The organism is Nguyenibacter sp. L1, from assembly GCF_035199985.1.
Taxonomy (GTDB): domain Bacteria; phylum Pseudomonadota; class Alphaproteobacteria; order Acetobacterales; family Acetobacteraceae; genus Gluconacetobacter; species Gluconacetobacter vanlangensis.
The window spans coordinates 3,493,288-3,517,450 of the sequence record NZ_CP127015.1 but is presented as its reverse complement, the minus strand read 5'-3'; the positions used below and the strand labels follow the sequence as shown (position 1 = coordinate 3,517,450).

The 24,163-nt window shown below is 67.3% G+C and carries 19 protein-coding genes; 9 read left to right on the top strand and 10 right to left on the bottom strand.

Annotated elements, in window-relative coordinates; all coding sequences use genetic code 11:
• The first annotated feature begins 188 nt into the window (after positions 1-188).
• The 6 genes from QN315_RS15800 (at position 189) to QN315_RS15775 (ending at position 7,126) form a co-directional block, all read left to right on the top strand.
• Entirely contained in the window at positions 189-1,637 is a 1,449-nt protein-coding gene (locus QN315_RS15800; protein WP_323990304.1) for an exopolysaccharide biosynthesis polyprenyl glycosylphosphotransferase, read from the top strand.
• An 87-nt stretch (positions 1,638-1,724) separates the two neighbouring features.
• Positions 1,725-2,843 carry a glycosyltransferase family 1 protein gene (locus QN315_RS15795; RefSeq protein WP_323990302.1) on the top strand — a complete coding sequence of 373 codons (1,119 nt, stop codon included), beginning with the start codon at positions 1,725-1,727 and terminating at the stop codon, positions 2,841-2,843.
• Between the two features lie 301 nt (positions 2,844-3,144).
• Entirely contained in the window at positions 3,145-4,608 is a 1,464-nt protein-coding gene (locus QN315_RS15790) for a mannose-1-phosphate guanylyltransferase/mannose-6-phosphate isomerase (RefSeq protein WP_323990300.1), read from the top strand.
• Between the two features lie 101 nt (positions 4,609-4,709).
• Complete coding sequence (galE, locus tag QN315_RS15785; RefSeq protein WP_323990299.1) at positions 4,710-5,753, top strand: UDP-glucose 4-epimerase GalE; 1,044 nt, start codon at positions 4,710-4,712, stop codon at positions 5,751-5,753.
• Positions 5,754-5,890: 137 nt separating this feature from the next.
• The gene (locus tag QN315_RS15780; protein WP_323990298.1) at positions 5,891-6,082 is read left to right on the top strand and encodes a hypothetical protein; all 192 of its coding nucleotides are present in this window, start codon (positions 5,891-5,893) and stop codon (positions 6,080-6,082) included.
• 78 nt (positions 6,083-6,160) lie between these two features.
• Positions 6,161-7,126: a crotonase/enoyl-CoA hydratase family protein gene (locus QN315_RS15775; RefSeq protein WP_176640953.1), complete on the top strand. Its 966-nt coding sequence runs from the start codon at positions 6,161-6,163 to the stop codon at positions 7,124-7,126.
• Between the two features lie 109 nt (positions 7,127-7,235).
• On the opposite strand, the gene QN315_RS15770 is transcribed toward QN315_RS15775, so the two are convergent.
• The 7 genes from QN315_RS15770 to QN315_RS15740 form a co-directional block, all read right to left on the bottom strand.
• Positions 7,236-9,800, bottom strand: coding sequence for an ATP-binding protein (locus QN315_RS15770; RefSeq protein ID WP_323990297.1), 2,565 nt, complete (start codon positions 9,798-9,800; stop codon positions 7,236-7,238).
• A gap of 308 nt (positions 9,801-10,108) precedes the next feature.
• The gene (locus QN315_RS15765) at positions 10,109-12,247 is read right to left on the bottom strand and encodes a bifunctional diguanylate cyclase/phosphodiesterase (RefSeq protein ID WP_176640096.1); all 2,139 of its coding nucleotides are present in this window, start codon (positions 12,245-12,247) and stop codon (positions 10,109-10,111) included.
• Positions 12,248-12,603: 356 nt separating this feature from the next.
• Positions 12,604-13,530: a glyoxylate/hydroxypyruvate reductase A gene (locus QN315_RS15760; protein ID WP_323990296.1), complete on the bottom strand. Its 927-nt coding sequence runs from the start codon at positions 13,528-13,530 to the stop codon at positions 12,604-12,606.
• A 123-nt stretch (positions 13,531-13,653) separates the two neighbouring features.
• Positions 13,654-14,835, bottom strand: a complete 1,182-nt coding sequence (gene dinB, locus QN315_RS15755) for a DNA polymerase IV (RefSeq protein WP_408904535.1) — start codon at positions 14,833-14,835, stop codon at positions 13,654-13,656.
• A gap of 89 nt (positions 14,836-14,924) precedes the next feature.
• Entirely contained in the window at positions 14,925-15,050 is a 126-nt protein-coding gene (locus QN315_RS15750; RefSeq protein ID WP_281362898.1) for a hypothetical protein, read from the bottom strand.
• A 54-nt stretch (positions 15,051-15,104) separates the two neighbouring features.
• Positions 15,105-16,133, bottom strand: a complete 1,029-nt coding sequence (locus QN315_RS15745) for an alpha/beta hydrolase (RefSeq protein ID WP_323990294.1) — start codon at positions 16,131-16,133, stop codon at positions 15,105-15,107.
• An 85-nt stretch (positions 16,134-16,218) separates the two neighbouring features.
• Positions 16,219-16,902 (bottom strand): LexA family transcriptional regulator, encoded by a 684-nt coding sequence (locus QN315_RS15740; RefSeq protein ID WP_323990292.1) that lies wholly within the window; start codon positions 16,900-16,902, stop codon positions 16,219-16,221.
• A gap of 349 nt (positions 16,903-17,251) precedes the next feature.
• Here QN315_RS15740 and QN315_RS15735 point away from each other — a divergent pair, with 349 nt between their 5' ends.
• The 3 genes from QN315_RS15735 (at position 17,252) to QN315_RS15725 (ending at position 20,806) form a co-directional block, all read left to right on the top strand.
• On the top strand, positions 17,252-17,536 hold the full coding sequence (locus QN315_RS15735; protein ID WP_323990290.1) for a helix-turn-helix domain-containing protein: 285 nt from the start codon (positions 17,252-17,254) through the stop codon (positions 17,534-17,536).
• Between the two features lie 346 nt (positions 17,537-17,882).
• Complete coding sequence (locus QN315_RS15730) at positions 17,883-19,814, top strand: hypothetical protein (protein ID WP_323990289.1); 1,932 nt, start codon at positions 17,883-17,885, stop codon at positions 19,812-19,814.
• The gene (locus QN315_RS15725; RefSeq protein WP_323990288.1) at positions 19,784-20,806 is read left to right on the top strand and encodes a GGDEF domain-containing protein; all 1,023 of its coding nucleotides are present in this window, start codon (positions 19,784-19,786) and stop codon (positions 20,804-20,806) included. The genes QN315_RS15730 and QN315_RS15725 overlap by 31 nt, the downstream gene beginning before the upstream one ends.
• Positions 20,807-20,857: 51 nt before the next feature.
• Here the strand turns inward: QN315_RS15725 and QN315_RS15720 are convergent, their stop codons facing one another.
• The 3 genes from QN315_RS15720 to QN315_RS15710 form a co-directional block, all read right to left on the bottom strand.
• Entirely contained in the window at positions 20,858-21,913 is a 1,056-nt protein-coding gene (locus tag QN315_RS15720) for a hypothetical protein (protein ID WP_323990287.1), read from the bottom strand.
• A 77-nt stretch (positions 21,914-21,990) separates the two neighbouring features.
• Complete coding sequence (locus QN315_RS15715; protein WP_323990286.1) at positions 21,991-23,103, bottom strand: retroviral-like aspartic protease family protein; 1,113 nt, start codon at positions 23,101-23,103, stop codon at positions 21,991-21,993.
• A gap of 30 nt (positions 23,104-23,133) precedes the next feature.
• On the bottom strand, positions 23,134-24,084 hold the full coding sequence (locus QN315_RS15710; protein ID WP_323990284.1) for a cyclase family protein: 951 nt from the start codon (positions 24,082-24,084) through the stop codon (positions 23,134-23,136).
• Positions 24,085-24,163 lie beyond the last annotated feature (79 nt).

Here is a 24,163-nt window from a genome sequence, read left to right as displayed (position 1 = left end):
GCAATAGAATAAAACCAACAATGCCGCCGTCGTGTTTTTATTTCGCAAATTTTCCAGACCAATCCAATTCTCGCCACATTCATTATTAATACGATGGAAACTATATCCAGAGACGGGGTAGTATTATGACGACCCTAGATTACAACAGGGCAATTACACCTGATATTTCTGCTTCTGTGCCGGGTTCCGTGCCGGACAATCGTGCATTCATCGACGTGGCGCAGGAAAAGGTTCGCCCGCTTGCGGTACCCGAAAATGCACCTCTGCTGATTTTCGCATCCGATATTGTCGCCTATGCCCTGTCTTTTTTTGCCGTCTTTCTGATCAGCGCGCAGATCGCCCATATCTTCTACCATGTCGCTCTGGCCGTTCCGGCGCTGCCTGCATTGCGGGACATGCTGATCGGCCAGGCGACGGTCTTCTGTTTCGTTGCCTATATCTTCTGGCTGCAGGGACATTACCGCGATCGCGGCACGTTCTGGGATGAGACCCGGGTCGTCGTTTCGACATCGCTGTTCGCCGCGCTGATTTCCAGCTTCGCCATCCTTGGCCGCGTTCCGCAGCCCTATGCGCTGGCGAGCGGCGGCGCCTGGCTGTGTTTCGCCCTGTTCGCGCCGATCGGGCGGCAGGTGGCCAAGCACGCGCTGCATCGGCTCGACGCCTGGCAGGTGCCGACCCTGCTGGTCGGGGCGGACGAGCATTGCCACGGCATCCGCGCCGCGCTGGCCAGCGATTCCCTGCCGGGCCTGCGGACGGTCGGGCATATCGACATTTCCGAATTCATCACGGCGACCAACGACAATCACGGCCGGGGCGTGCTGCGCCGGTACGGCGCCAGCCGCGCGCTGCTGGTCTGCGACACGGACCATGGCGTCAACCGCGCGGCGGTGCAGCGGCTGGTGCGCGACGGCGTGCCCTTTACCCTGGTGCCGCGCGGCATCGAACTGCCGGTCCATGGCATGCGCAAATCGTCGTTCTTCAGCCACGACGACGTGATGTTCACGTACTATAACAATCTGGACCAGCCTTTGGCGCGGGCGGTCAAGATCCTGTTCGACATCACGGTGGCGACCAGCCTGTTCGTCGCGCTGCTGCCTTTCTTTGTCGCGATCGCCGCTCTGGTCAAGCTGGATGGCGGGCCGGCCTTTTTCGGGCACCGGCGGCTGGGGATGAACGGGCGGCATTTCCACTGCCTGAAATTCCGCACGATGGTGGTCAATTCCGCCGAGGTGCTGAAGGAATTGCTGGCGCGCGACCCGGCCGCGGCCGAGGAATGGGCCCGCACGCAGAAATTGACCAACGATCCGCGCGTGACCGCGATCGGCCGTTTCCTGCGCAAGACCAGCCTCGATGAACTGCCCCAGTTGATCAACGTGCTGCGCCTGGAGATGAGCCTGGTGGGCCCGCGGCCGATCGTGGATGCGGAAGCCGGCCATTATGGGGAATATATCGAGCTGTATTATAAGACGCGGCCGGGCGTCAGCGGCTTGTGGCAGGTCAGCGGGCGCAGCGATACCAGTTATGCCGAGCGGGTTCGCCTGGATGGGTGGTATGTCCGCAACTGGGCCATATGGCATGACGTGGCGATCCTGCTGAAGACCCTGCCCGCGGTCCTGGCGCAACGCGGCGCGCGATGACGTGCGCGGCCGGATCTGGTCGGGACCGGCCGGAAACGCGCCGGGGCCACGGCACCTGTTTCACCTGAAGCGGTCGGGACGGACGCAATGAACCTGTATATCAACGGCCGTTTCCTGACCCAGAAGATCAGCGGCGTTCAGCGATTCGCACGGGAAATCTCCAAACGGATATTGGAGATTTCCCCGCATGGACTCCCGGCGCATATCCTCGCGCCGCCGGGGGCCGCCGCGTGCCCGGCGGACGGCCTGCCGGCCCGTTCATGCGGGCGGCTGCGCGGACAGACGTGGGAGCAGGCCGAACTGCCCTGGCATGCCAGGGACGGGATGCTGGTCAACCTGGGCAATACCGCGCCGTTGCTGGCCCCGCTGGCGGGCCAGGCGCAGATCGTCGTCGTCCATGATGCGGGGGTCTTCAGCTACCCTCAGGCTTATTCGGCCAAGTTTCGGCTGTGGAACAGGGGCATGCTGCATGCCCTGCGCCATACGCGCACGCATTTCGTCACCGTGTCCGAATTTTCGCGCCGCGAATTGCAGGCGCGCCTGCGCCTGCCCGATGACGGCGTATCGGTCATCACCGAGGGGGCGGATCACATCCTGTCCCTGACGCCCGACAGGACGATCCTGGCCCGGCACGACATCACGCCCCGGCGGTTCGTGCTGGCGGTCGGCAACCTGGCCCCGCACAAGAATCTGCGTGGATTGTCGCTGCTGGCGCGGTCGCTGGCGGCGCTGGACATCGATCTGGTGGTGACGGGGGGGCTGAACCGCACGGTCTTCTCGGAGAGCGACCGGGAGCAATCCCTGCCCCAGCCGGCGAAATATATCGGCCGGGTCGACGACACCGAATTGCGCGCCCTGTACGAGGCGGCGCTGTGCTTCGTATTCCCATCCTTCTACGAGGGGTTCGGCCTGCCGCCGATCGAGGCGATGGCCTGCGGCTGTCCGGTGGCCGCGTCGGCGATTCCGTCGCTGGAGGAAGTCTGCGGTCCGGCTGCCGCCTATTTCGATCCGGCCGACCCGGCGGATATCGAGCGCCGCGTCATGGCGGTGGTCGAGGATCCGCTGCGGCGGGGACGGATGCGCGATGCCGGCGGCATCCACGTGGCCGGGTTTACCTGGGACCGGGCCGCGCGCCAGCTTCTGGACATCGTCGGACGCCGTGCCCCCGTGGCAAGCAGCCAGCCGCTTTTCGCCGGCCAGCACTGACCCGGACCGTCGATCCGGGCGGTGGCCATCGGGGCGGCGGCCAAAGAGTAGCGGCTGATCCCGCACGGCTTTTCTGGCCATCGCGGCGCGATGTGCTATGTATGTGGCCTGACGCAAGCGGCCTCGGCCATGAATGGCCGACTGACGACTATAAGGCGTAAAGAGACGCAGGTTTTTCGGCCCGTCCGGGCGAACTGAACAATATTGTTACCCATCCGGCATCATTATCGCGTCAGGTGCCGTGATTTTGCTGTTATTTTCCGTTGTCCTGCTGCACGCACCACTGGAAAGGGACCAAACCATGTCCGACACCGTCTTCCCGATGATCGGCACGAAATCCGCCAGCACGACCCGCATCGTGCCCGTCATCCTATCGGGGGGGTCGGGCAGCCGGCTGTGGCCGGTGTCGCGCGCCAGCTATCCCAAGCAGCTCTGGTCGCTGGTGGGCGAGAAGACGATGCTGCAGGAGACGGCCCTGCGCGGCGTCGGCGAGAATTTCGACGCCCCGATCGTCGTGTGCAACAACGAGCATCGCTTCCTGATCGCCGAGCAGTTGCGCGAGGCCGGCATCGAGAATGCGCGGATCATCCTGGAGCCGGTCGGGCGCAATTCCGCCCCCGCGATCGCCGCCGCCGCCCTGCTGGCGGCCGAGACCGATCCGGACGCGGTGCTGTGGATCATGGCGGCCGATGCCGTCATCACCCGTCCGGACACGCTGGAGCATTTGCTGCCCGTCGCCGCCACCGCCGCGCAGCGGGGCCGCATCGTGGTGTTCGGCATGCATCCGACCCGGCCGGAGACCGGATACGGCTATATCGAGGCCGGCAAGCCGCTCTCGAAGCTGCCGGAGGCGAGCGAGGTCGCCTGCTTTATCGAGAAGCCGGACGCGGCGACCGCTTCCGAGCTGATCGCGTCGGGAAAATATATGTGGAATTCGGGCATGTTCGTCTTTTCCGCCCGCACCCTGCTGAAGGAGATGGAGACCTATGCCCCGGCGGTGCTGGGCCCGGTGCGCCAGGCGGTGGAGCAGCGGACGAGCGACCTGATGTTCCAGCGCCTGGATGCGGCGTCGTTCCGCGCGGCGCCCGACATTTCGTTCGATTACGCGGTCATGGAACATACCGACCAGGCCGCGGTGATCGCGGGCGATTTCGGATGGACCGACATCGGAAGCTGGGATGCCCTGTGGGATATCACCAAGAAGGATGACGGCGGCAATGTCAGCCAGGGCAACGTGTTCCTGGAATCCGTGGCCGGCAGCTATGTTCGCTCGGACGAGATCCTGACGGCCGTGGTCGGCGTCGAGAACGTGGTCGTGGTGGCGACCCGCGATGCGGTGCTGGTCACGCAGCAAAGCCGCGCGCAGGACGTCAAGAAGATGGTCACGCGCCTGCAGGCCGCCGGGCGCAGGGAAGCCGAGAGCCATAATCGCTGCTATCGGCCCTGGGGCTTCTATGAAAGCCTGATCCAGGATGCGCGCTTCCAGGTGAAGCGCATCGTGGTGACGCCGGGCGAGAAGCTGTCGCTGCAGAAGCATTATCATCGCGCCGAGCATTGGATCGTGGTCAGCGGCGTGGCGCTGGTGACCCGCAATGCGGAACAGATCACCGTCCATGAGAACGAAAGCATCTATCTGCCGCAGGAATGCACGCACCGGCTGGAAAATCCGGGAAAGATTCCGCTGGTCCTGATCGAGATCCAGACCGGGTCCTATCTGGGCGAGGATGACATCATCCGCATCGAGGACACTTATAACCGCAACTGACGCATGGCCGCCCGGATGTCCGTCCGGGCGGTCCTTTCATCCACCTCGAACGATCCATGGACGTGGCGGCAGGCCACGACATGTTTCGAAAGGAACGAGCCATGGCGGGACGATCGCGATTTCTGGTGACCGGCGGTGCGGGATATGTCGGCAGCCATGTGGTGGCGGCATTATGTGACGCCGGACATGATGTCGTGGTCTTCGACAATCTGCGGACCGGTCATCGGGAATCCGTCCCCGAGGGGGTGCGGTTCATCGAGGGCGACCTGGCGGATCGCGCGCTGGTGGATGCGGTCCTGGCGGACGGGCCATGGGACGGCGTCCTGCATTTCGCGGCGCTGTCCCTGGTCGGCGAAAGCATGCAGCATCCGTTTTTATATATGGAAGCCAATGCGGGGCTGGGCTTTGCCCTGGTCGATGCCTGCATCCGGCACGGTGTGAAGCGTTTCGTGTTTTCCTCGACCGCCGCCCTGTTCGGGCAGACCGAGGATGCGCTGATTACCGAGGATACGCCGATCGTACCCGGTTCGCCCTATGGCGAGAGCAAGCATATGGTCGAACGCGCCCTGCTGTGGGCGGACCGTATCCACGGATTGCGCAGTGCCTGCCTGCGTTACTTCAACGCCGCCGGCGCCGATCCGGGCGGACGGATCGGCGAGGACCATCGCCCGGAAACCCATCTGATTCCGCTGGTGATCGACGCCGCCCTTGGGCGGCGCGGGGCACTGCACCTGTTCGGCGACGACTACCCCACCCCGGACGGCACCTGCATCCGCGACTATATCCATGTCAGCGATCTGGCGCAGGCCCATCTGGCGGCGCTGGACGTGATTCGCGACCGCAGCGTGGTCTATAATGTCGGCACCGGAACGGGCCATTCCAACATGGAGGTGATCCGCAGCGTCGAGCGCGTCACCGGCCGCCAGGTGCCGTGGCTGCCGGCCCCCCGCCGTCCCGGCGATCCCGCGCGGCTGGTCGCCGGCGCGGCGCGGTTGCGGGCCGAGACATCCTGGATTCCGCGCTTCGTGACGCTGGACGAAATCGTCGAGACGGCCTATCGCTGGCGCCTGGCCCATCCGGATGGTTATCGCACCGGCACCGGCGCATCCCGCGCCCCCATCATGGCGGAGACGGTCCGCGCCTGACCACGCCGCGCGTTGCGCGCGGGATGGCGTGTCGGTTGACGGGCCGGGCGCTTTTCCGAAATCCGGCGAACATGGCGCAGGATTTTAAGAAATAATTTAAAAATCAACTGTACCGTCCGTCGCCGGAGATGTTCTGCATGACCGGCAATCTATTGAAAATATGTATTTCCGTTCCACCGGCCACCTGCGGGATGGCCGGGGCGCGATGTGATGCGCCGAAATTCTCCGGCATGGCCGGCCGTGTCTTCCGGGCAACCTATCAGGATTGTTCGTCATGCACGGGCAAGGCATGCTTCATCATCAATGACGACACACGGCCTGGCAGCTAGGCTTTCGCCGGCCGAGGCGGTCCGACGGCACATCCGGTGCATTGCAGCGTCCGTCCGGCATCCTGTCAGGAGAAGATCATGTCGTCGAAATCCAGCATCCAGGCCGTCTCGTCCATTGCCACCGCGCTGAACCCCACCCTGATGTCCGGGCGTCCGCTGCACGGCCTGCGCAGCGTACCCGAGCCCACCACGATCGAAAGCCTGCCGAACGTCGAGGTTTCGTTCGATCCGGCGGGGCGGACCCTGTGGACCTTCATGCGGCCGGACGGCCGACCCAGCTTCTCGCCGCCGCTGCTGCGCGACCTGCGGACGATCCAGCACCGGATCCATGCGGTGGCGGACGCAACGGGCGGAAGCCTGCCGTTTCGTTATGTCGTGGTTGGATCGCGGGTGCCGGGGATCTTCAACCTGGGCGGCGACCTGGCGCTGTTCGCCGAGAAGATCATGCAGAAGGACCGCGAGGGGCTGCGCCGCTATGCCCATGGCTGCGTCGACGTCGTCTTCGCCAACGCCGACGGCTATGGGCATTTCGTCACCAGCGTGGCCCTGGTGCAGGGGGACGCGCTGGGCGGCGGTTTCGAGGCCGCGCTGTCGTGCAATATCATCGTGGCCGAGAAACATGCCAAGTTCGGCCTGCCGGAAATCCTGTTCAACCTGTTCCCGGGCATGGGGGCCTATACGCTGCTGACACGGCGCATCGGCGCGCGCATGGCCGAAAAGATGATCCTGAGCGGCCAGACCTACAGCGCCGCCGATCTGCATGACATGGGGATCATCGACGTACTGGCCGAGCCGGGCGACGGCGAGGCGACCGTCCGCGAGCACCTGGCGCGCCTGGACCGGCGCTACAACGCCCACGAGGCGATCCTGCGGACCAGGCAACTGGTCAACCCGGTCAGCCATCAGGAACTGCGCGACGTCACCGATATCTGGGTGGACGCCGCCATGCGCCTGACGGAGAGCGACCTGCGCAAGATGCTGCGGCTGGTCAATGCCCAGAACCGCCGCATCCAGTCCGACGAGCCGGCCAGCGCCGCCGGTTGAACGGCGGCCGGTCACTGGCGGCCGGTCATCTGGCGGCCGGTCATCTGGCGGGCGAACCGCGACGCAGGCCGATCATGCGCCGCGGTCTGCCCGCCAGTGAGGCCGGTCCTTATGGGGCGATGCTGTCCTGGGGCGACAGGATCGTATAGGGGAACAGGGCCTCGTGCACCTTGTCCATTTCCTGCCGGATGGCGAGAAGATGGGCATGGGCCGCACCGGCCCCCCGATTGAAGTCGAAGCCCCGCCATTCCTGGCAGAGCGATGTCAGCCGTTCGGCCCCGACATTCGCCGCGGCGCTGCGCAATGAATGGGCCTCGTCCAGCAGCACGGTCCATTTGCCCGCCGCCAGCGCATCCGCCATCCGGTCGATGATGGCCGCCGCGTCGGTCAGGAAATCGCCGATGAGGTCGGCACGGAATTGGGTGCCGCCCAATGCCTGCAGGTCCTGCACCATCTTGCGGTTCAGCGTGACGGCCGGGAACGGGACGATGACGGCCCGCTCCACCAGCGGCGGCGGCGGGGCGAGCGGCTCCGGACGGGCGGGGCGTTGCCCGGCCGAAGCGGGAACGAGCGCATCGATCGTCTGCAGCAGGGCCTCGATTTCGATCGGTTTCAGCAGGAATCCGTTCATCCCGGCCTCGCGGCATCGGGCCTGGGTTTCCTGCGTGCCGTCCGCCGTCAGCGCCACGATCGGCAGGCTGGCGCCGGCGCCGACCTCGGAGAAGCGATAGAGCTTGGTCGCCTCGATCCCGTTCATGACGGGCATGTTGAGGTCCATCAGCACCAGGTCGAACGCCTCCGCCTCCAGACGTTCCAGCGCTTCCTCGCCATTCGCGGCGGCGCGCCAGCGATGGCCGACCCGGGAGAGGGTCTTGCACAGGACCTTCTGGTTGACGATGTTGTCCTCGACGACCAGGATCGACAGCGAACGGGCCGCGACGAGCCCCTCGCTCAGCGGCGTGGCGGGTTCGGACGGGTCGGGCCGTTCGGGCAGCAGGGCTGCGGCCAGGCCGAGGACGGTCGTGATCGCGCCGTCATCCGCGTCGGGTGGCAGGATCGAGAGGAAATTGCGCCGCGTGGCCTCGTCCGGCAGGCCGTCGGCGGCCGCCGGGCCGAGCAGGATCGCGGGCGGCCGCGCAGCCGCGATGCCGGCATCGTCCGTCCCCGCATCCGTCCCCGCATCCATCTCGGCGCCGTCGGCCAGCAGGATCGTCCGCGCTTCGGAACGGCCCAGCAGCGCCGCCGCCGCGTCGGGGGACGGCACGACCGTGACATGCGCGCCCAGCCGCCCGATCCGCGCGAGGAGGTCCGCGTAGCGCGCGGCGTTGCGCGTCAGCAGGACCAGGCCGGGCCACGCCGCCGGCGCCGATGCGGGAGAGGCCAATGGGGGGGATGCCGACGCGGGAGGCACCGATGCCGGGGCAGCCTCCTGCAGCCGGATCGTGAACCAGAAGGTGCTGCCCTGCCCCTCCAGGCTGCGCAGTCCCATCTCGCCGCCCATGAGGTCGACCAGCCGGCGGCAGATGGCCAGGCCCAGCCCGGTGCCGCCGAAACGGTCGATCACGGAATCATCCGCCTGGGTGAAGGTTTCGAAGACGCGCTGCTGCGCGGCTTCGGGGATGCCGATCCCGCTGTCCGAGACCTCGAACCGCAGGCCGACGCCGCCGCCGGGCAGCGCGGCGCCGTCCACCGCGATCGCGACATGGCCCCGTTCAGTGAATTTGACGGCGTTGCCCGCCAGATTGAGCAGGATGTCACGCACGTGCCGGTCGTCGCCGACCAGCCATGACGGGGTGCGGGCGGTGACATGGATGCAGATCTGCAGCCGCTTGTCGTGCGCGGCGACCCCCACGATGCGCCGGACCTCGTTCAATACCGACAGCAGCGCGAAAGGCCGGGCGCGCACGGGCATGCGGCCATCCTCGATCCGCGAGAAATCCAGCAGATCCTCGATCATGCCCAGCAGCGAGGTGCCCGCCGCGCGGATGGTGCGGACCATGTCGCGCTGCTCGGTATCCAGCGCGGATTCGCCGAGCAGGCGGCCCATCCCGATGACGGCGTTCAGCGGCGTGCGCAGTTCGTGGCTGACGCTGGCCAGGAACAATGTCTTGGCCCGGCTGGCTTCCTCGGCTCGCCTGCGGGTATCGGACAGAAAGCGGATCAGCGACGCGGAATAGAGCGGAATGATCAGCAGGCCGATCACCAGGCCCGCGAAGAGATAGCCGGTATCGCGCCAGACCGGCAGGTCGTGGACGGCAAGGACAAAGCCGCTGGCGCCGAGCACGGCCGCCGCGGCGATGTAGGTCAGGCCGAAGCGGAAGCCGTAGCCCAGGATCACCCAGAGATAGATCGGATAGAGCGGGATACCGTCGATCCGCCCCTGGTGCATGCCCAGCGACAGGAAACCGAGGTCCCAGCCGAGTTGCAGGATCCGGCGCGCCTGCGACGGGCGCGGCCATAGCAGCAGGGCGACGGCGATCGCGATCGCCCCCAGCAGGAACGTGCCGCAGATGGCCGACAACGCGCACAGGCGCCCGAGCGTGATCGCGCCGTACAGATAGATCCCGAGCAGATAGATCTGCACGATGCAGGCGATGACCAGCCGGTTCAGGACGATCTGGTGTTCGCCGTCCCCGCCTTGCCGCATTCGCGCCAGGATTTTACGCACCCCCATGGGTCATGACTCTCTCGGGCCCAGAGCAGATCGCGATATGGCGGGTTCGCCCGGTCGCGTGAAGATGCTCCATAAAACACACTCGCGGCGTCCGATGACGGGCACCGGACGAAATCGGCCGGTGACGGTGGAAGGAGACCGGCACCCATCCCCTATCCTGCCCGGCCAACATGGCCGCTTGATGGCCGCAGTCGGTACGGGCGGCGGCGCGAAAACGCAAGACGCCAGAGGCCGAGGCCGCACGAACACCCCGTGTCTCGCGAATTTCAGCGTCCAGATTTCAAGGTCATGGCGGATACACGCTTAACCTAGGCGTTCCCGCCGGGTTCGGCCGGAGCGGTGACCCGGCCCGCGAGCGTCAATACCCCGGCCTCGACGAGGGTGCGGAATCGCGCGGGGGGCAGCGGATGTCCGAAATAAAAACCCTGTGCTTCCTGACAATTCTGGTCTTCGAGCCAGCGAAGCTGGTCCTCCCTTTCGATTCCCTCGGCGATCACCTGGATGCCGAGATTTTCACCCAGGCCGATGATCGCCTTGACGATCGCCCGGCTGCCCGAGGACGAAGCCAGGTCCTGGATGAAGACCGAATCGATCTTCAACCGTCGGATCGGCAGCTTGGTCAGATAGGCCAGCGAGGCATAGCCGGTGCCGAAATCGTCGATGGCGACCGAGACCCCCAGCATCTGCAATGCCCGCAACTGCCGCCCTGCGGAATCGGGGTTTTCGATCAGTGCGGTCTCGGTCAGTTCCAGTTCCAGGAAATTGGGGTCCAGGCCGGTTTCGGTCGTGGCGTCCACCACGAGCTGGTGCACGTCGTGCTGGCGGAACAGGACGCCCGACAGATTGACCGCCATGCGGACATGGATGCCGTCATGCCGCCATTGCGCCGCCTGGCGGCAGGCCTCGCGCAGGGACCATACCGTCATGGGAACGATCAGCCCCGTCTCCTCGGCCAGCGGAAGGAAGCGGCCCGGATAGACCAGTTCGCCGCCGGGGCGCACCCAACGGATCAGCGCCTCGACCCCCGACACGGCCCCGGTGGCGAGGTCGATCTCGGGCTGGTAGTGCAGGACGAACTCGCCCTTGTCGATGGCCCGGCGCAGCGCCTGCTCCATCTCGGTCGCCGCGGAGAAGACCTGTTCCATCCCCTGGTCGAAAAAGGCGTAGCGGCAGCGTCCCTCGTTCTTGGCGCGGTACATCGCCAGGTCCGCGCGCTTGAGCAGGGTCTCGAAGGTCGCGTCGGGTTCGGGATACAAGGTGACGCCCACGCTGGCGCCGACGCTCATGGAGCGGTCCCCCAGCATGAAGGGTCGCGAGAAGATGCCGACGATCCGCTCGGCCAGCTCGGCCGCGTCGGCGGCGTCGGCGATGTCGTGGACGATGGAAAATTCGTCGCCGCCCAGCCGCGCGATGACCGCGGCATGGGGCAGGACGGTACGCAGCCGGACCGCCACCTTGCGCAACAGCAGGTCGCCGACCGTGTGGCCCTGCGTGTCGTTGACGCCCTTGAAGCGGTCCAGGTCGAGCAGCAGGAACGCGAAGGGGCGGCCGTTCGGGCCCCGCTGGGCCATCAGCGCCTGCATCTCGGCTTCCAGCTTGGAGCGGCTGGGCAGGCCGGTGAGCTGGTCGTAATAGGCCAGGTGGTGCAGTTCCCACTCGGCCTTCTTGCGGTCGGTGATATCCAGCGACGTGGTCAGCACGTAGCGCATGCCGCTGGCCTCGTCATAAAGCGGGATCTTGGAGGTCAGCAGGATCCGTTCCATCCCGTAACGGTCGGAAATACTTTCCTCGTAGCGCGACGTGGGCAGGCCGCTTTCCAGCACCTGCCGGTCGCGGGTGACCGAGGCCGCGTTGTTGCGCCCCTGGCGAGGCCCCAGGACGCGGGCGTGGAACTTGTTGACGAACAGATAATTCCCGTCGGCGTCGGTCGCGCTGATCATCGCCGGCACGGTGTCGATCACCTGCAGCAGCCGGTCGCGGCTGCCGCGCAGGATCTCGGCCCGCGCGAGGCGCGTGGTTTCCAGCTCCTGCTCCAACTGCACGGCGCGCGAACGGGCGCGCTTCTGATGCCAGCTAAGCTGCAGCAGGTTGCGCGCCCGGGTCAGGAATTCGGTATGGTCGACCGGGCTGAGCAGGAAGTCGGTCGCACCGGCATCCAGCGCGTTGATGCGGTAATCGCGGTCCTCATACGCAGTGACCACGACCACCGGGACGTCATAGCCCCAGTCGAGATTGCGGATGCGCGCAGTAAAGGCCGCCCCATCCATCAGCGGCATCTTGTAGTCGGTGATGATCAGGTCGGGCACGTTGTCGTCCCCGAACCAGTCCAGGGCCTCGAGCGGCGTGGAGAAGACTTCGACCTGGATGTCCGTGCCCAGCGTCATGGCCAGCCGCGCGAAGATCGTCCGGTTGGTTGAACGGTCGTCAACGATGGCTATGAGTCGCATTCAGGCCTCGGGGCAACAGGGAGGCGGAGCCGGGTTGCTCCGCCGGTTTTTGCTTTGGCAGTTGCGCCACGCCGTCGCCGGCATATTGCGGTATTCAGTGGCACGGTCCCGATTTGATGCCGGCACCCCAGGATATCCAGCCGTCTGCTGCCTTTATGCGTAGCGTTATAGCATGGAACATGACAAGGCGCGGATCGCCATTTTTTCTTCCATGCCCGAAGGATGCGCGCCCTTCGCGCATCGCGGCTTCCGACATGCGAGACCGTGCTGGCACGCCCGTTAAAGATTAAAAATGAGTCAATACTTTGAAGTCCGCTTGATGTCATGAAGGATGAACAAGTAACGGGGCACGAATTTCAATAGCCGCGCCCGCGATCGACCAGGCCCGACGGGCATTCGCCCCGGCGCAGGCGGTCGAGATTCTCGACGATCTGCCGGGCGGCGCTGGCCGGCACGGTGTCGCTGGCGATGTGCGGCGTCAGCGTGATGCCCGGATGGGTCCAGAACGGATGGCTTTCGGGCAGCGGCTCCTGGCCGGCGACGTCGAGGATCGCGTGCGAGAGCTGACCGTCGGCCAGGGCCGCCAGCAAATCGTCCTCGTGCACATGGCCGCCGCGGCCGCAATTGACCAACGCGGCCCCGCGCGGCAGCGCCGCGAAGGCGGGCGCCGAAAGGAGGAAGCGCGTATCGTCGGTCAGCGGCAGCAGGCAGATCAGGATATCGGTCCTGGCCAGGAACGGCGCCAGCGCGTCCCGGCCCGCGAAGCAGGTGACGCCGTCGAGCGCGTGCGGGCTGCGGCTCCATCCCGCGCAGGGAAAGCCGAACAGGTGCAGGCGGTGCAGCAGCGCACGGCCGAGCACGCCCAGCCCCAGCACCCCGACCCGGCGGTCGGCGGCCAGGCATGGCGGCAGGCCGTTCCATCGGTGCGCCGCCTGCGCCCGGCGATAGGCCGGCATCTGCCGATGCAGGTCCAGCGTCGCCCAGACCCCGTATTCCACCATCATGTCGGTCAGGGCCGGGTCGACGATGCGGACCAGGGGCATCGTGTCGGGCAGGCCCAGGGCGAGAAACTGATCGACCCCCGCCCCTTCGGAGAAGACCACCTGGAGATTGGGATAGAGGGCGAGCAGGTCCGGCGGCGGCTGCCAGGTCAGCAGGGCCGTGACGTCGGCCGGGTCGCCGCATTCGGGCCAGATCCGGACGTCCAGGCCGGGCGCCGCCTTGGCGAAGGCGAGGCGCCAGGCTTCCGCGCGCGCGGGGGCGGTTCTGACGAGAAGCGACATGGGCGTTCGATCCTGCTGTTTCCGATGCGGAATGACGACGCGGCGGAATGGCGGCGTCGTGCCAGCTTATGGGCATGAGACCGCGTGAGGGCAAGACCGCTGAAAGGCTTGTGGAGCAGCCTTTCAGCCCCGGTCCAGGGTCGGATCCAGGGACGGGTCCAGGGCCAGGACGAGTTGCGCGCCGGGGCGCGCTTCCGCCGCATCGAGGTTGGACAGCGTGACGCCCAGCAGGCGGATCCCCTGTTCGAGCGGCCCCTGTTTGAGCGGGAAGAACGGACGCAGCAGGTCCTGCGCCACCCGGGACAGGGCGGCCTGGGCGGCGACCGGGCCGGGCAGCGAGTGCGCGCGCCCAGTCTGCCTGAAATCGGCATAGCGGAGTTTCAGGGTGACGGTGCGGCCGGACAATCCACGCCGGGCGCAGGCCTGCCAGACCCGGGCGGACAGATCGTCCAAGGCCGCGGCGGCCTGCGGCCAGTCCCGGATGTCGCGGTCGAATGTCCGTTCGGCCCCCAGCGATTTGCGGGGCCGGTCGGGTTCGACCGGACGGTCGTCCCGTCCGCGCGCGATGCCGTGATAGAAGGCCGCGGCCTTGCCGAAATGCCGGGCCAGGCCGGCCATGTCCCAGGCGCGGAGGTCCAGTCCGGTACGGATGCCCAGCGCGTGCATGCGTGCCGCCGTGGCCGGGCCGATGCCGTGGAAGCGCTCGACCGGCAGCGCCTCGACGAAGCGCGGTCCCATGCGGGGGGTAATCACGTACAGCCCGTCCGGCTTGCGATGGTCGGATGCCAGCTTGGCCAGGAATTTGTTGTAGGACACGCCGGCCGAGGCGGTCAGGCCGGTTTCGGCCCGGATGGCGGCGCGGATGTCCTGGGCGATGGCGGTGGCCGAGGGGCGGGCGACCAGCGGCGCGGTGACGTCCAGATAGGCCTCGTCCAGCGAGAGGGGCTGAATCAGTGCGGTATAGCGCGCGAAGATGGCGTGGATCTGCGCCGAGACAGCGCGATAGACGTCGAAGCGCGGCGGCACGAACACCAGGTCGGGGCAGCGGCGCAGGGCGGTGACCGACGGCATGGCCGAGCGCACGCCGAAACGCCTGGCCTCATAGCTGGCGGCGGCGACGACGCCGCGCTGCCGGCTGCCGCCGACCGCGACCGGGCGGCCGCGCAGGGCGGGATCGTCACGCTGTTCGACCGACGCATAGAACGCATCCATGTCGATATGGATGATGCGCCGGACCGGAAGCGGAGCCTGGATCGGGACCGGACCGAAATCCGGTCGCGACAGGCCGTGATATTCCAGGGCCATGACAGTCCACGCCCCTGATATTCCAGGCCCCTGCCCGAGGCCCGCGCCATGGGGACCCGTCCCGGGGAGAGGCCCCGGGACGGAACGGATCAGGCCTTGGCCTTGCAGCAGGCCTTCTTCTTGAAGAAGCAGATCAGCGCCACCACCAGGCCCAGCGCCACGATGCCCTTCACGCACGGCGACTTCACGGGGCATTTGACGGGACAATCAGCCATTTTTCGATTCCTTACAGCACGATCTGACCGGCCGGAGCGCCGGATGGCCCTATTCTACCCGCCTGAATCCGGCTGGCTACCCCGCGCCGGGGCGGCGATTCCGGCGCAGGGCGCCGGACCGGCCCCGGGCGCCGGGTCCAGGCCCATCAGGTCGTGCAGCGCGTCGCGCGTGGCGCGGCAGACCGCGGCAGCGGCGTGCGAGCGCAGCGGAGAGACGATGACGTGGCTGTCGGCGCCGGGGAAATCCACCTTGCGCCTGGCCTGGGGCGGCGTGTCGAGCTGGTCGAACATGGCCAGCATCGCGGCGACCGAAACCGTCGGGTCCTGATGGGCCGGGTCGCGATCATAATAGCCCAGGAACACCGGCGCGGTGACGCGCCGGAAGGTCGCCCGGGTCATCTGCCCGCGCGTCAGTTCGGCCAGCGCGACATAGCCGTCCAGATGGACGTCGCCCGTCCAGATCGGGCCCATGGCGGGTTCGTGCGTCACGGCGTGGCCGTGATTATGCACCAGCCACATCAAGGGCACGCCCCAGGGCCGGAACAGCGGGTCCAACCGATCGTCGCGTTCGCGCACCAGGGGCGACCACAGCACCAGCCCCGCGACCGCCCGCGGATGCTGGGCCGCCAGCGCCAGCGCCAGCGCGCCCCCGGTGGAGGTGCCGATCAGGACCACGCGATCGCCGATCGCCCGGCCGATGGCCAGTGCCGTGGCCGCCCCTTGCATCAGGCCGGCCGCCGACAGGCCGCGCATCGCATCGGGCGCGCGCAGCCCGTGGCCCGGCAGGCGGGCGAGATAGAGATTGCAGCCGAAGGCGCGGGCCAGGTCGGCATGAACGGGCGCGCCTTCGCCCTGGCTGGCGGTGAAGCCGTGCAGATAGACCATGGCGCAGGCCGTGCGCGCCGGATGGGCCGGATCGGCCCAGACGATCCGGGCCCGCGTATCGGGGCGCAACGGGCCGGCGGCCCGTTCGCGGTCGGCGATCCAGGCATCCAGCGCCGCCGGGTCCTGCGGCACCGGCGGCAGGGAGACCTGTCCCCGCCAGGGATGCGCGCGCGGACCGAGCAGCAGGAGCGCCACCACGCAGCCGGCGCCGCAAGCCCGCCGGAACGCCCGCCGGTGCCTTTGGACCGATCGGAGGATCATCCGGAGGCCTGCCATCGCGGGCTCAGACATTCAGATGGAAGCGGCCGATGACGCGGCCGATCAGGCGAAGCTGGGCGCTGTCGTCATCGGCCGACCAGGTCATGCGCCGGATCGGGACGTCGAAGGACGCGTATCGCGGGTTGTCGCTGACGACGCTGAGGGTTTCCGGGTCCTTGATCGACAGGCGCTTGACCATCAGCAGGCCTTGAACCGCAACGACATAGACCGACTGGACGAACGGGGCGGGCGTGTAATTGACCAGAAGCGTATCCCCGGCGTCGATCGAGGGCTGCATGCTGTCCCCCTGGATGCGGACAAAGAATAAATTCCTGCTCCACGCGCCCAGAACGTTGCCGATGAAATGCCTTGAAACCGTATAGATCCTGCCGTCTTCCCAATCGTTCGGCTGCATTCCGGCGCCGGGGGACGGTTCTGCATCAAAAAACTTGACCTGGATCGTCTCGCGGTCGCCGAATTGAGGATGGAACAGCAGATCCGGCGCGAACGCGGGCACGTCCTGCAAGCTCGCCGTCCGACCCGGACGCTGAAGAAATGCATCGGACATCGGCGTTTCGGCGCCTACCGCCAGCCATTCGAGCGGCACGCCGCATGCTCTTGCAAGAGCGATCATGGCGCTGGCCTTCATGTCGCGGCCGGCGATGTAGTTGTTGAGCGTGCCAACCGCCATCTGGGCGCGAATTGCCACTTGGGAATTCCCGCCGGCGGCCTGAACGGCGGCGCGCAATCTTTCGGCCCGCCGTTTTACGTCGCTGCCGGCGTCGTCGGGGCCGAATCCGGCCCTATTGGCAGCGTTGCCGTATGGAATCTCTAAATTCTTAGACATTTCAACGGATAACCACCGATCAGAGATTAATTACAGAAATTTTAAGATCGGAATTTTCATTTGGAGTTGCCATACAGAAACTCACACAGCATCCTCTGAGATGTGGATCAGGCGCCAACATCTGATCTCGGGTTGAAAATAAAGGCCGGTTGGCGCCGGCCCGGTTCGCACAAGGGGACGCAGTATGGCATGAAAGCCATGCGTTAGGCCAATGCATGTCGAGGATATAAAAGCCGAACTAAGGAAACGGTATGGCAGTTTGGCGAGCATCTCTCGCCAATTGGGGTTGAATCCCAACGCAATCAGCGCGGCGATCCACCGGCCCGGAAATTCCATCCGCACCGAACGGCGCATTGCCGAACTGATCGGCAAGACGCCGCACCAGGTGTTTCCCGACCGTTTCCATGCCGATGGCACGCCGATCCCGCGCGCCGTCGCCCGGACGCCCATCAGCCGCGTTCCGGACCGTCTTCGCGCAAGCGGGGCGATGGCGTGAGCGATCCGCCGCGCACGATACGCGCGCAATAAGGGCATCGGTACGCGCAGGCCGGCCAGGTTCCTTGCCCAGGTTCTGCGTCCAAGGTTCTGCACCCCAGGTTCTGCACGATGACTATTGACCCGGACGGCACGATCGGGGGTAATGCGGCCGTTTCATTTCAGTAAACCTTTTTCAACGCACTCTCGGACCGTTTTGCACAACGAAGGCATGGCCCGGCGGCCGGCCTGCCACCGGACCCGGCGAAGAGAGTCCACCCGCCGCCAGCGGACCGGTCGCGAACGTTCCACGGGAGGACAGAGTGACACCCTCTTTACGGGCGTCTGCCGGACGCAGGGCGGCTGACGTGTCGTTTCTTCTGAAGAATAAATATTTCCAACCACTTGCGATCGTATTCGGCTGCTTGCTGGCGCTGTCCGCCGCGAGACCGGCACGGAGCCAGACGGTCGCCGCGACGCGCTACGGCATGGCGGCCGGGCTGACGAACACCGCGGTGCTGAGTGCCCTGCAATTGCCGAACGGCGAAATGCTGGTGGGCACCCAGCACGGGTTCTTCGCATTCGACGGCCGGCAGTTCCTGCCCCTGGGGCCCGAACAGGGCCTGCCGGTCGGCGGCATGGCGCAGGCCGCCGTCATGACCGCGGGCGGCGACCTGGTCCTGGTCCTGCTGGACCGGATTTATGTCGCCCATGCCGTCACGGCGGACATGCCCGTGCTGGGCCTGCATTTCGTCCCGGTGACGGCACACGCGGCGCTGAGCCGCGACGAATTCCGCAAGATCGCGCCCTGGCGGGGCGGCCTGGTCATGACCGACCGCGACCGGCTGCTGTTCCTGCATCGGGTCGGGGGCGAAGACAGGATCGACACGCTGGAAAGCGTGCTGGGGCTGGCTGAAGGCACCCTGACGGACGTCTCGGCCCTGCATGCCGAGCGGGACCGGTTGTGGCTGGGCACGGGCGGCGGCCGGCTGTGCGTGCTGGCGGGGCGGAGCCTGCATTGTCTGCCGGTCCCTGCCCTGGCGCCGCCCCGCAGGGTGGACGCCATCGCCGAGGACGGGCGGGGCGTATTGTATGCCCGCACCCTGCGCAGCCTGATCACGGCCGACCCGGCGCGCGGCACGCTGCGGGTCGAACCGGTCCCGCATATCGGCACGCAATATGAAAACTACCAGCGTTTTCTGACCATCGCCTGGACGCCGGACGGCAAGTTGATGACCCAGGCCGATGACGGCGAACTGGCGATCCGTACCGACGACGGCTGGACGATGCGGATGCTGGACGGGGAACCGATCGCGGCGCCGCTGAGCGTGGTGCTGTTCGACCGTCAGCGCAATCTGTGGATCGGCGTGCCGGGGATCGGGATGATCCTGACCCGGGGGTTCGGCGTGTTCGAGAATTTCGACCGGCGGAACGGGCTGTCCGGCGCCATCATCTGGCAGATGCTGCGCCGGCCGGGCGGGCTGCTCTGGATCACGTCCGACAGCGGGATCGATGCGCTGGACACGGCGGCGCGGCGCGTCGTGCGCGCGATCCCGCAGGCGGCGTTCCTGATCGCCGCCGACGATCGGGGCCGCCTGTGGCATGACGGGCCGGACTATCTGGCCCGCATGGATCCGGCGACGGGCCTGCAGCAGGATTACGACATGCGCCGCATCAACAAGATCCTGCCGGGGCGGGAGCATGATATGTGGATCCTGTCCGACACGGGGGCGTGGCGGGTCGATACGGCGCGCGCGGATACGACCCCTGTCCCGGTGCCGGGGATGGGCGGGGCCTATGCGTCCGGCCTGATCGACCGGGACGGCGCGCTGTGGCTGATCGAAGGGCGCAGGCTGCTGGTCCGGCGGCGCAACGGCATCGTGACGGTGGCGCGGGCCGGCTGGCCGAAGGCGGATTTCATCCCCAACCTGCTGGCGGCGCAGGACGCGCATACGCTGTGGGTGACCGGCCAGGGCGGGCTGTATCGCGCGACGCATGACGGCGACCGGATCACGGCATTGACCGCCTTCGGCCCGTCGGAGATCGGAACCGACATGACCTATGCCGTGCTGGTCGACCATCGGGGCTGGGTGTGGATCGGGTCGGACCATGGGCTGGCGCTGTTCGACGGCGCGCACTGGACCCGCGTGACCGCGGCGGACGGGCTGATCGCCGACGATCTGGACCAGGACAGCCTGATCGAGGACACGGACGGCACGATCTGGGTCGGGACCAGCAGGGGCTGTCGCATATCCTGCGGCCCGAGCAGTTGCGGCGCGCCGAGACGCTGCGGCCGGTGATCAGCCGGATGACCCTGGGCGACGCCCCCTATGACGGCCGCGCGGTCGCCTTCAGCCGCGCGCCGTTCCGCGTGACCTTCGGCGCGCTGGATTATCGTGACGAGGGCCGGATCCGCTTCCGCTACAGGCTTGAGGGGGTGGATGAAGGCTGGAACGAGGCGACCGAGGACACCGTGCGCTATCCGAGCCTGCCGCCGGGCACGCATCGTTTCCTGCTGCAGGCCTATGATCCCGGACGCGACCAGGAGCCGGCGATCGTCGCGGTTTCGCTGGGCATGGGGCGCCCCTGGTGGCAGAGCCCGGAGGTGCGGATCGGCGAAATCATGGCCTGCGGGCTGGCGGCCTATGGGCTGTGGCGCATCCGGGTCGGATTGCTGATCAAGCAGCGGCGCAAACTGCGCGAGACCGTCGAACGCCAGACGGCCGAGATCCGCGCGGCCCATGAGGCGCTGGTCCGCCAGTCGCGGCTGGACAGCCTGACGGGTCTGCTGAACCGGGGTGCCATCCAGGCGCACCTGCAGGCCTGCCTGCAGGCGGACGCCCCCGGCGCCGATCGGGCGACCGGGCTGGCGATCGGACTCGCGATCGGACTGGCCGATGTCGACCATTTCAAGGCGATCAACGACCAGATGGGGCATCTGGCCGGCGACGAGGTGCTGACCGAGATCGGGCGCAGGCTGCGCCGCGGCCGGCGCCACGGCGAAGAGGTCGGCCGGTACGGCGGCGAGGAGTTCCTGATCGTGCTGCAGGGCGACGGAGACAAGGCGGCCCGCATGGAGGACATCCGGCGGTCGCTGTCGCGCGCGGTCGCGCTGTCGTCGGGGCGCACGCGCCGTGTGACGGTCAGCGCCGGGCTGGCCGAGGCGCGCCCGGGCGAGACCTGGCAGGCGCTGATCGGCCGCGCCGACGCCGCGCTGTACCGGGCCAAGAAGGCAGGGCGGAACCGGATGGAAACAGAGCTTGAACCGGAGCCGGCCGATCAGAGCAATTGATTATTTTATGGAATCACGTGATCTGCACTGATTTTTTCATATCCATGCGGATCAGGCCGAGGCGGCCCGGGGCTGCGCGAGGGAGCGTCGCGCCAGCGACGCCAGGATCACCGCCATCAGCACCAATCCGAAATAGCCGATGGCCGGATAGACGCGGTTGACCAGCGCGACGAAGCCAAGCTGGCTCATCCCCCAGGCGCCGAGCGCGATGCCGGCCGCCGCCGCCATGCGCGGCAGGCCGAACGATTGCAGCCGCACGGCGAGCGTGTAGGTCATGCCCACCGCCGAGCAATAGAGTTTCAGCAGGATGACCGGCAGCAGGGCGGCGCCGAACAAAGGCGACATTCTGCCGGCCAGGCGCAGCGTGGGCACGGCGCTGCCATGCACCAGGGTGTCCTGGCTGTGCAGCACGAAGGCCAGCCCGAGCAGCAGCGCGCCGAACACCGCCCCGCCCGCCAGACCGCCCAGCCGCGCCGTGCGGAGATGCGCGACCTGGCCGCCGACGACAAGCAGCACCGGCGCCGCCCCCGCGACGTTGAACGACACGTAGAGGACGGCGCTGGCCAGCCAGTTGGCGGCCGCGCGCGGCGGCGGGGGCAGCGGCGGGGCAGCCGGCGGGGCCGGATGGGCCAGCGCGAAGGCGAGCATGGCCGTGACCATGAGCATGACCAGCGGCGTCATGATCCCGACCAGGTCGACGATGCGCCTGGCGTTGCAGACCATGGCAAGCCAGGCCAGCGCCGCCATGATCGCCGAACCCGCGGCCGCGGGCAGGCCGAATTGCTGCTGGATCGACGCGCCGCCGCCCGCGATCATGACGGTGATCATGCAGAACAGGCAGACGCACAGCACGAGATCGAGCGCCGGGGCCGCCCGCCGGCCGAACAGGCGGGTCATCGCCTGCTGGTGGGTGTGGATCTGCAACTGGCAGCCAATGGCGTACAATTCCAGCACCAGCACGGCGAACAGCGCGCCCGAGACCAGGCACCCCAGCAGCCCCGGCCGCCCGAAGGCGGAAAAGAACTGGATGACTTCCTGCCCCGAGGCGAATCCACCCCCGACCATCAGGCCGATAAAGACCGCCCCCAATCGCAGCACGTCCTTCATGCGGAACCCTTCCCTGCGGCATGCCGGCCCATCCCGGCCGGTCCGTTACGGTATCCAACCGGAATGACGGACGCCAGTCAGCGCGACGCGGTCGAAACCGGGGGCAGCGGGGATAACGTGCCAGGAACCGGGGTGCCAGGAACCGGGTTGGCCGGCGGCAGCCGGCGCAGCCTGATCTGGAAGGTCGGGTCGCCGTCGGGCGCATGCAGCCGCTGGATATAGACCCGCTGGGTCCGGTAACTGATCCAGACCCGGTTATGGCGCAGGAAGTCCGCGCCGAGCAGCGCGTGGTCGATCTCCATCGGCGCGACCGCGATCCACGGCTTGTAATAGATCGCGTGTCCGACCTGCAGGCTGTCGAAACGGTGCAGATGGGCTTCGAACCGGTTGTCGTCGACCCCGTGCATATGGCCGTGCGGGTCCTGCGACAGGCGGGCGCGGTCCACGCCGGCATGGCGCGCATCGCCGGGCAGGATCACCGTATGGCCCGCGCCGCTGTCCAACTGGGCGGAGACGCGATGCCCGTTGAGCAGGACGTCGATCATGATCGCGGAGTCGCCCTCGATCTCGATCGGCGCCATGTCGGTGGGGCCGCTCCAGGTCGGGGTGGGGGAATCGCAGCCGGAGACGGTGTACAGATCGAGCTGGTGGGCGGGCAGGTCGAAGACCGGTTCGGCGGCCGCGAGGAAATTGCCGCCGAACAGGCCGACCACCGGCAACCCGCCTATATGGCCGGGAAAATGTCCGGCCACCGCGAAGAGCGTATCGCGCGCCGTGCCCGAGCCAAGCCCGAGCCGGTCGACCGTGACCACATTGCCGACGGTCTGCCCGCCCACGCCCTGGATGGGAACGAACTGGCCGGTATAGGGCAGGCGCAACGCCTCGGCGGCCTCGGGCGAGACGATGCTGAAGGCAGCCCCCGTATCGATCAGGAAGGCGACGGGCGTGCCGTTGATCGTCGCGCGGACGATAGGCTGGCCGACATCGTTCATGACCTTGAGATCGCCGAGGGTGGAGACGACACAGCGCCGCGGGCCGGACGAACAGGCCCCTTGGACCAGACCCAGGACCAGGCATGTCAGCAGGCAGGCCAGCCGGCCGGCCAACGCCCGGCCGGCGGACGGGCGGCGGGTCGTCGCGGCCTTCACCGCGCGATCCGTGAGGCGGAAATTCTTGCGTTCATGATTCATGCCGGCTCTGCATTCCTCGTCCTCTTTTGCCTATCGCACGCGCATGCCCGCCCTGGCGTCCCAATGGAGCGGGCGATCGGATCGGGGCAGCGGCGCCTCGGCCACCTGGCCGATCGCGACGCCGTGGGGCCAGTCATGCGGGCAGATCGCGACATAGCGCGCATAGCCGCCGGTGCCGCCCTGGAATTTCGGATAGCCGATGGCGACCAGACAGCCGGTCGGGCCGACCTGGTCGAGATTGGCCAGCCCTTCGGCCTGGGCGTAGCCGTGATGCATCAGCCAGTGCTCGCCTTCCAGGGTCGGCGTGTCGTCGGTGTCCAGCGGTTCATGCCCATGGAACAGGATGTGCCGCCGCAGATGCAGGAATTGCAGGGCGGCCAGCGACACGCCCGGGAAGCGGTCCTGCCGCGCCAGGGCGGGGTCGGGCCAGCCCTTCGACCAGTCGGAGCGGACGAACACCACCGAACCGGCGGGGATACGGCCGTGCCGGGCCTCGAAGGCCGTGATGTCGGCGACCTGCAACTGATAGCCCGGATCGCGCGCCACCTTGTCCTGCATCGGGATCACCACCAGCGGGCGCAGGGTATAGGTGGGCGGCAATTCGTCGATCGACGGATATTCGGGTGCCCAATGGGCGGGCGGGTCGAGTTGCGTGCCCAACTGGTCGGTGGGCAGGACATAGCGGCTGGCCTCGAATCCCGACGCCGCATAGGTGAAGACCTGCCCCTGCCGTGCGAAGGGCGGCACGGCGGTCGCGGCTTCGGCCCGCCCGAAGACCGGCGGCGCGAAACCGGCCCAGACGGGCATGGCGGGCGTGATCACATGGGTCAGGTCGATATATTTCGCCCCGCGCAGCGCGCTGTCATAGACCGCCCAAAGCCCGTCCGCCGCGCGGGCGGATATGGGGAACGGCGCGGGCGCGCCAAGCGCGAGCAGCACGGCCAGGGCCGCCGATCTTTTGAAGAATCCGGCATACGCCACGATGTTTCTCCCTCTCATTCCCCCGTTGCTCACTCATCGTACGATACGCCGTTCAGGCTGGCCTGGTGTCCGGAGCGGG